2 protein-coding genes are annotated in these 3,681 nt (G+C 62.0%); both read right to left on the bottom strand.

What is annotated here, in order from left to right:
- Positions 1-298: 298 nt before the first annotated feature.
- Positions 299-1,246: a hypothetical protein gene (locus ABZT03_RS43355; RefSeq protein ID WP_356049712.1), complete on the bottom strand. Its 948-nt coding sequence runs from the start codon at positions 1,244-1,246 to the stop codon at positions 299-301.
- Positions 1,230-2,966, bottom strand: a complete 1,737-nt coding sequence (locus ABZT03_RS43350; protein WP_356049710.1) for a protein kinase — start codon at positions 2,964-2,966, stop codon at positions 1,230-1,232. The genes ABZT03_RS43355 and ABZT03_RS43350 overlap by 17 nt, the downstream gene beginning before the upstream one ends.
- Positions 2,967-3,681 lie beyond the last annotated feature (715 nt).

Here is a 3,681-nt window from a genome sequence, read left to right as displayed (position 1 = left end):
GTACGACACCGCGTCCACGAGCAGCCCCTCCCGGCGATCCGACCAGACAGATGATCATGCCACCGGCGAGGGCTCCCGCTCAACCTGACAATGCCATCAGGGACAAAAGGGGCGAACCGACCAACCGGTCAGCAGCTCACAACCCCTGACGAATCGAGGTCAACACCTCCGTGAGAAGTCCACGCCGAATATATGGAGTTGCGAATGGCTGCGTGAATAGATGGTCAGATCACTGTCCGGAAAGCGCGAGGCCCCTCACTTGGCAAGCGACACACTGTCCACGGACTCGATCAGGTGATCAGTCGTCGTACTCATCAGGTGACTCCTTCGAGGAGATCCACACCTGATTCATGACACTCCCTAACTCATGACCATTGCCCCTACAGGTGTACCGGAAGGTTACGGCAGCAGAGGTTGGCACGGGGGTGAGGATTTCGAGGGTGGTGGTGGCCTGCATACTGCCGTGGCCCTCAAAGGTCCAGCGCAGCATGAGTTCAGTGGTGTGATGACCACTTGGTACGTGCTGGGTGAGCACATCGGAATTGGTGCCGTCACTGCGGTGCCACCGGTAGGTGATCTTGCCAGCACCGCCGTCGGTCTCCATAACGCCAGTAATCTGAACTGTGCGGTTGCAGGCGGGCCCGGCAGCGTCGGTGTGGACCGATACCTTAGCGATGGAGACCGGTTGCTCGTAGCGTTGGTAGATTAGGAAAGCAAACAACGAGAGCAAGACCAGCAGCGGCACCACCCAGCGCCGCTTGCGACGTGGGTGGTTGGTCGTGGACTCAGTGTTGTGCCAGATGTTCGCAGTTTGTAGAGAAATGCGGGGGCCGGAGTTAGGCAGGTCTTCGTCAGGAGTTGCCGAGACCGATTGAGTGATACGGGCCCATGCGTTGGGGTCGAGTAGGGTGCCATTGTTGAAGTCTTCGGGCGCTGGCTTTGTTACGGGCTGGGGCAACCAGACAGTGGGCGCTTCGGAAGCCTGGGTCATCGGGGCGGCGGATCCCGGCTGGACCCTAATGCTCGGCTCTCTCGCAGGTATGAAGCGCTGAGGAGGCAGCAGAAGGGTCTGCTCTTCGGGGCCGACTTTCGTCGATCCGGGCAGCACCGTGTCGGTGTCGCCGATCAGTGGGAGATTGATCGTTTCTCCCGTCCTGGTTGGTTGCCCGAGCCCGTCCTGGGCGTGATTTTCGGAGTGCTGACGGTATTTACTCATCGCGGTTCTGTTTTCAGCGGGGAGGGTCACAAAGGAAGGAAAACCTGCTGTCGGAGGCGTTTTGTCCGCTTGCTGCCGCTGGAGAGGTAGCCGCCCGGGCCGTTAGGCTCTCGGAAAAATTGAACGGCTGTGAAAAGGCGAACGGGATGCTCGTTTGCCCGTGAGGAAGAGTCAGGCTATTCGAGGCGACCTGGCGTCCGGTGTTATCGGTCCAGGTCACGGTCAGTGTGCCTATCGCGGCTCCGTCAGTAGTCACTGTGCCTTCAGCCTTTGCGGCGTACCGCTGGTCGCAGCCCACTGTCATCGAGATCGTGTGAACGTGTAGTGGCGCATGTGAGGGGCTGGGTGACGCGGCGGTTGTCGGGGCGCCCCCCCTGCCCGTGGGGGCCATACTCGGCTTCGGTGTCCCGTCGGTCGTCGGGCCCGGTGCTGGCTGTGCGGAGCTGGAGTACGAAGGCAACGCGGAGGACGGCTCGGAGGCCGACACGGGAGGCACGGCGGAGGGCAGGTCAGAGGCCGCCGACACAGGCACGCCGGATCCAGACCTGCTGGGAAGTCCGGAATTCGTCGCCGGAATCTCGCTGAAGGTAGACCCAGGGCGGGCTGTGAGCTTCGAGTGGGCAGACGTGGTGGCGTTGTTCGACTGGCTGGTCCCAAGTGTCGAGAGCCCTACTAGTGCGCCGCCGATCAGGACCGCACCGGCCGCCGCAGTGCCGATAGTCCTCGGTCGCCAACGAGACCTCGACCCTCCGCCCGGACCCACTGGTTCGCCTGCGGCACCTGCTTTTCTCGATCCGCCCAGTTCGGTGGTGGCCAGCGAAGTTGTTCCCGTCTCCTGCCCGCTTCCGTAGGGCAAGAGAAGCGCCAATAGCGCCAATAGGGCAGCAAGTTGCCCCCTTCCACGTTCTTCCCAATCACGACCGTACGTGGTGCCAGCCACCGCCTCCAGTTCCGCGATAAAGGAGAGCGCGTCCGTTGGTCGTCCTTCTGGCGTCTTCGCCAACCCAGCCCTGATCAACGACCGCAGCGCCTCTGGCGCCTGCTCTTCGGGAATCCGGGCCTCGCAGTGCGCGACTGCCAACTCTTTAAGCGTTGATCCAGCGTATGGCTTGGCACCCGTAAGGCACTCGAAGAACGTTACCGTCGCTGCATAGACATCTGTAGATGGGGAAGCAGTCGCGCCCGCCCATTGTTCCGGCGCCATGTAAGGAGGAGTACCAGCGATGAAGCCGGTGTAGCCGCTGGGCACGGCGATGCCGAAGTCGACCAATTTGGAAGTGCCATCAGGGGTCACGAGTACATTGCCGGGCTTGTAGTCGCGGTGCACAAGGCCTGTCGCGTGGGCAGCCGCGAGGCCAAGCAGTGAACCCTTGAGCACGGTGAGCGCGGCCTCGGGCTTAGTAGCACCCTCCACATGGAGCAGGTCGCGCAGAGAAATGCCGTCCACCAACTCCATGACGATGGCCCCACCAAGCGGACCTTCGACATACTCGTAAAAGCGGGCGACGTGTGGTGAGTCGATTGTGCCGAGCATCCCCGCCTCTGCGCGCAGGTGCTCATAGTTCACGGACGGGCCGTTGAGATACTTGATGGCTACGGGTACCCCGGTTGAGTCATGCTGAGCGAGGACGACCCGGCCTGTAGCTCCGATGCCCAGCTCACGTCCGTGCGTGTATCCGGGCAACTCCCAACTATCGTCCTGCGGCACCTCGCCGGCGTGCTCAGGTGTTTGGCAGTTTGCCACGTTCATTTTCCCTCTCGATACCGTGTCGCAACGGTCCGCTGTCCACTACACGGCCACTGTTCTTCCGAGGGCTCGGCGCAACGATGACATGCCTCCAATCCCTGAAGGCAGATCCAATCCGACCGCTGAGACCAGCGCGCGACACCGGGACCGCAACTCAGACGCTAACCGCGCGGCTAGCAACTATCGCCGAACATAACGCCCCACCTGTCGCGCGTTCAGCGGCCGTTGAGGTTTCAATCCGGATATATGCTATAAAACAAACCACGCGCAAGATGCATCTCCGTGCAAAATGAGGACTAGATACTCATCAGTCTTGATGTAATGCGATAGCCATGGGCAACGCGAATACCAATGGCCGACGCCAAAACGCGCGAGCAACGGCAACCGCTGCGAGACTTTGTCTGACGACCAGCGAGCTGGCCCAAGCGGTCGCGGGACTGGCCCCGCCCAGCAGGACGGGTTTGGGGCCGCACCCAGGCCGGCAACAAACTCCGCTCCCACCTGCGCGAATACTTCCCCGGCTTCCTCGCGGCCTTCCAGCACAACCGCGAAGGGATCAGCAGCAGCGTCGACCGCGCCGTGCTGGCTGCGGGGCATTGTCAGGTTGAGCGGGAGCCCTCGCCGGGGCGTTGTCAACTTGTTGGGGCAGCGGGTCGTTGAGGGTGTGTTAGGTCGTGGTGGGGCCGGATGGCGGCCTATGGTTCAGCCTGCCGTGGGC

The sequence above is a fragment of the Streptomyces sp. NPDC005574 genome (genome assembly GCF_040605435.1).
In the GTDB taxonomy this organism is placed as follows: domain Bacteria; phylum Actinomycetota; class Actinomycetes; order Streptomycetales; family Streptomycetaceae; genus Streptomyces.
Note: the sequence above shows the minus strand (reverse complement) of the source record. Positions and strands in the feature narration are given on the sequence as shown.

Coding starts and splice junctions, on each gene's coding strand:
- ABZT03_RS43350 (WP_356049710.1), bottom strand. CDS start 2,966: ATGAACGTGGCAAACTGCCAAACACCTGAGCACGCCGGCGAGGTGCCG.